The following is a 3665-nucleotide window of genomic DNA, read 5'->3' as shown; positions in this document are numbered from 1 at the left end:
ATATTTTTGTTCAGGAGGAAAAATTTTTAACTTCTTCTAAACTAATAATTTTTTAAGCTAATAATAGGTGGAACTCTTCCAAACTTACCAGCATAGCTGGTAGTTAAATTTATAATTTATTTGGTATCTTGGTGGGACAATGGATGATGAGGAGGATTATGTTGCAAAGATGAGGATTGGTCAACTCCAAGCATCCATGATTTCAGGGACAGGCAATGAGTCCATCTGTCCCGGCATCTCTGTGATGGAGCTTCCCTTTATCTTTGACGGTTTAGATGAAGCGCGTTATATAAGAGATAGGATGAGGCCCACAATATATAAAATCACTGAGAAAAATGGTTTTAAGCTTCTATTTTGGATGAGCGCAGATGAGCATTTCTATTCAGCAAAATACCCTTTGAGAACCCCTGAAGACTTTAGAAAGAGTAAAATATTAACCTGGCATGGTCCCCTAGAGGTTGAGGTGTTGAAGGCTCTTGGGGCTAGCCCAATCCCAGTAAACGTGCCTGAGGTTGTTCCATCAATGAGGTCTGGGGTCGTCGATGGGGCTATATCCCCATCAGCCTGGTGGTTGGCAGCGCAGCTCTATACAATTACAAAGTACCTAAACCCACTACCAATAAGATACGATCAGTATCTATTTATGGTTGTAATGGAAAAATGGAACAAACTACCAATTGAATACAGGAAGAGGATTGAAAAATTGTCATGGAAGTTAGAAAAGACCCTTGATGTTGAAGCGAATAAAGTTCTGGAAGAATCGAAAATGGGGATGATAAAATATGGCTGCACAGAGGTGAAAATGACACCAGATGAGATTAAGGTCTTCAAAAAAAGGACGAGACCAATTTGGAATAAAATGGCAGGTAAATTGTACCCTAAAAAGTTATTAGATGAGGTGATAAAATATAGAAATGAATATCGTGCAAAGCAAAAATAGATTACATTAGGATTACTTTTCACGTCGTATTAATTTATTCCTCTGCACTACTTTTTCAGCTATCTCTAATGCTGAACACATCCTACATGATGAAAGTGGAGGCGATTAGGCTATAAACAATGCTGGGATAACCAGGAATGAGTGACAGAGGGGAATTGAAAAATATACGATCATAATCATTCATTCTCCATTAACATCCATTCAAGGATCTTTAATATACATATTCGTGGCTCTCAATTCAATATCCTTTTACTTGACGGATTTACTACCCTATGGTTTGCTTTTATTCAGACAATCCATATTGGCTATTTTTTTAATAATTGTTTATAAATATTTCAGCAACTACTGAGTACAGCATTCATTACTATAGGATTGGAATCTGGAGGCATGATACATTATGGAGATGGTTGAGAGATGTATTATCTGCAATTCAAACAAATTTATTAATCTTTTCAGAAAGGAATCTTCAAAGGGGGAATCATTCCAGCTTGCACAATGCGCATATTGTGGATTAGAGTTCATCAATCCACGGCCGGATGAGGGGGAGATAATGAGATATTACGGTAATGAATATTTTACTAAAAGAACGGATCGAGGTTACAATAATTATTTCTCCATTGAGATGAAGACAGAGATTGAAAGGATAATCAAACTCAATCTGAAGGATTTAGCTTTCTTTGAGTTTGAGGAAAAATTACACAGCGAAAAGAATGTTCTTGATATTGGTTGCGCTGCAGGATATTTTTTAAACTACCTAAGAGATCGTGGATGGCGCTCGTGGGGTGTGGATCTTTCAAAGGATTGTGTCAATTTTGCCAGAGGATTGTCTCTGGATGTGATGCATGGCAACTACCTTGAGATTGATTTTAAAAATAAATTTCACCTTATGACACTCTGGGCAACGATTGAACATATGCATCATCCTGACCTAGTTTTAGAAAAGGCACAATATGACCTGGATGATAATGGAATGCTCTACATCTCCACATGTAGAATCGAGGGGATTAGCTTTATGAAACTTTTCAAACAAAGGTGGCGATTTTATAACTTTCCTGAACATCTATATTTTTTTTCTTTCCAAACACTGAAGGATTTGTTAGAAGCAAAGGGATTTCAGGTGATGAAATATGTAACCTATGGGAGCGGTGTGGGGAAGGCCGGTTCAATTATTAGAAAGACCGCTGACTATATGGCCAAAAAATTCTATATGGGCGACATGATGCTGATATCCGCAAGGAAGATAAGGGTACAGTGAGGAACACATGAAGATAGTACAACAAATAGATGAAGTAAGGGAAAATGTATTCAAAGCAAGGAAGAGGGGACAAACAATAGGTTTTGTGCCTACAATGGGATTCCTTCATAAGGGGCACTTAAGCTTAGTAGAAATATCCAAACAACATTGCGATTACCAGGTGATGAGTATATTTGTAAATAGGCTTCAATTCAATGATAAAAATGATTTTGAATCCTATCCCAAGGATTTGGAGAGAGATTGCAGATTAGCGGATGGAATTGGCGTTGATCTAATGTTTATCCCTAATGAGGATGAGATGTATAAGGAGAATCTAACCCATGTAGACGTAACGATGCTATCTGAAAACCTTTGTGGAGCTTCAAGACCTGGTCACTTTAGGGGTGTTTTTACAGTAGTGAGTAAGCTCTTTAATATTGTTTTGCCGGATATTTCCGTATTTGGGCAAAAGGATATACAACAGGCGGTTAGCATTGAGAAGATGGTGCTTGACCTCAATTTTCCTGTAAGGATTATTATCGCTCCAATCATAAGAGAGGATGATGGCTTAGCTATGAGTTCACGCAATAAACATCTTAGTGAGGTGGAGAGAAAGAATGCCCTTTCAATATACAGGAGTATGAAGATGGCTGAGAAATTGATAAAATCAGGAGAGTACAGATGTATAAAAATAACAGATGCGATGAAGGGATTAATAGAAATGGGAAACCCGAAAATGATAGACTACATCTCTATAGTGAATTACTATAATCTACAACCAGTTGAAAAAATCACTGGGAAGTCAATTATTGCAATTGCAGCATATTTCGGAACTACAAGGTTAATAGATAATATGATAATAGATGCTTCAAAGAGGGGATTCAAGTGCGCATATTAAAGACACTTTTGATGATTCTTTTTGCTATCTCAATTGTCCCACTTTCATGCAAATTAGAGGGAGCCCTCACACCGGAGGAGGCATTCGATTTATTTACTAACGCATATTATAAATCCGATGCAGATAAAGTCCTGAACCTACTATCAGAAGAAAGCAAAGAAAAGATAAATGAGATAATCAAGATGATATCATCCATGAGGGACGATCAGAAGAAATCTCTTTCTGAAAAATTTGGGATAAATATAGAGATAATGAATAAACTGACAATAAAGGACTATATCTCACTGCAGCTTACTATAGGTAAGGCTTCAGGCAATGATGTAATAATGGAGATCAACAAACATAAAATAATAGGGATCGATCAAAATGGCACTAGGGCTGTTGTTAGAGTTGAAAACGGAATGGAACTCAATTTTGTAAAAGAGGGCCCTTACTGGAAGCTTGACATGAAAGAACTCTAATTATAAAATTAAAAGTCAACAACCACCCCCACCAGAGGTGGGGGCTTGATGAGCCCCATAGGGGCTTTTTTTACTCAGCTAAAATAGTTTTCCTTGATTCTCTAATCTATCAAGTTTATCCTGATCTTTTAT

The 3665-nt window shown here is 37.2% G+C and carries 4 protein-coding genes; all 4 read left to right on the top strand.

Going from position 1 to position 3665, the window contains the following annotated elements:
• Nucleotides 1-118 precede the first annotated feature (118 nt).
• Nucleotides 119-940, top strand: coding sequence for a TRAP transporter substrate-binding protein DctP (gene dctP, locus SVZ03_16565; protein ID MDY6935818.1), 822 nt, complete (start codon nt 119-121; stop codon nt 938-940).
• Nucleotides 941-1337: 397 nt separating this feature from the next.
• Complete coding sequence (locus tag SVZ03_16560) at nt 1338-2195, top strand: class I SAM-dependent methyltransferase (protein MDY6935817.1); 858 nt, start codon at nt 1338-1340, stop codon at nt 2193-2195.
• A 7-nt stretch (nt 2196-2202) separates the two neighbouring features.
• The gene (gene panC, locus SVZ03_16555) at nt 2203-3072 is read left to right on the top strand and encodes a pantoate--beta-alanine ligase (GenBank protein ID MDY6935816.1); all 870 of its coding nucleotides are present in this window, start codon (nt 2203-2205) and stop codon (nt 3070-3072) included.
• On the top strand, nt 3060-3533 hold the full coding sequence (locus SVZ03_16550) for a hypothetical protein (GenBank protein MDY6935815.1): 474 nt from the start codon (nt 3060-3062) through the stop codon (nt 3531-3533). The genes panC and SVZ03_16550 overlap by 13 nt, the downstream gene beginning before the upstream one ends.
• Nucleotides 3534-3665: the final 132 nt, after the last annotated feature.

The organism is Spirochaetota bacterium, assembly GCA_034190085.1.
Lineage (GTDB): Bacteria > Spirochaetota > UBA4802 > UBA4802 > JAFGDQ01 > JAXHTS01.
This window is presented reverse-complemented; position numbering and strand designations above follow the sequence as displayed.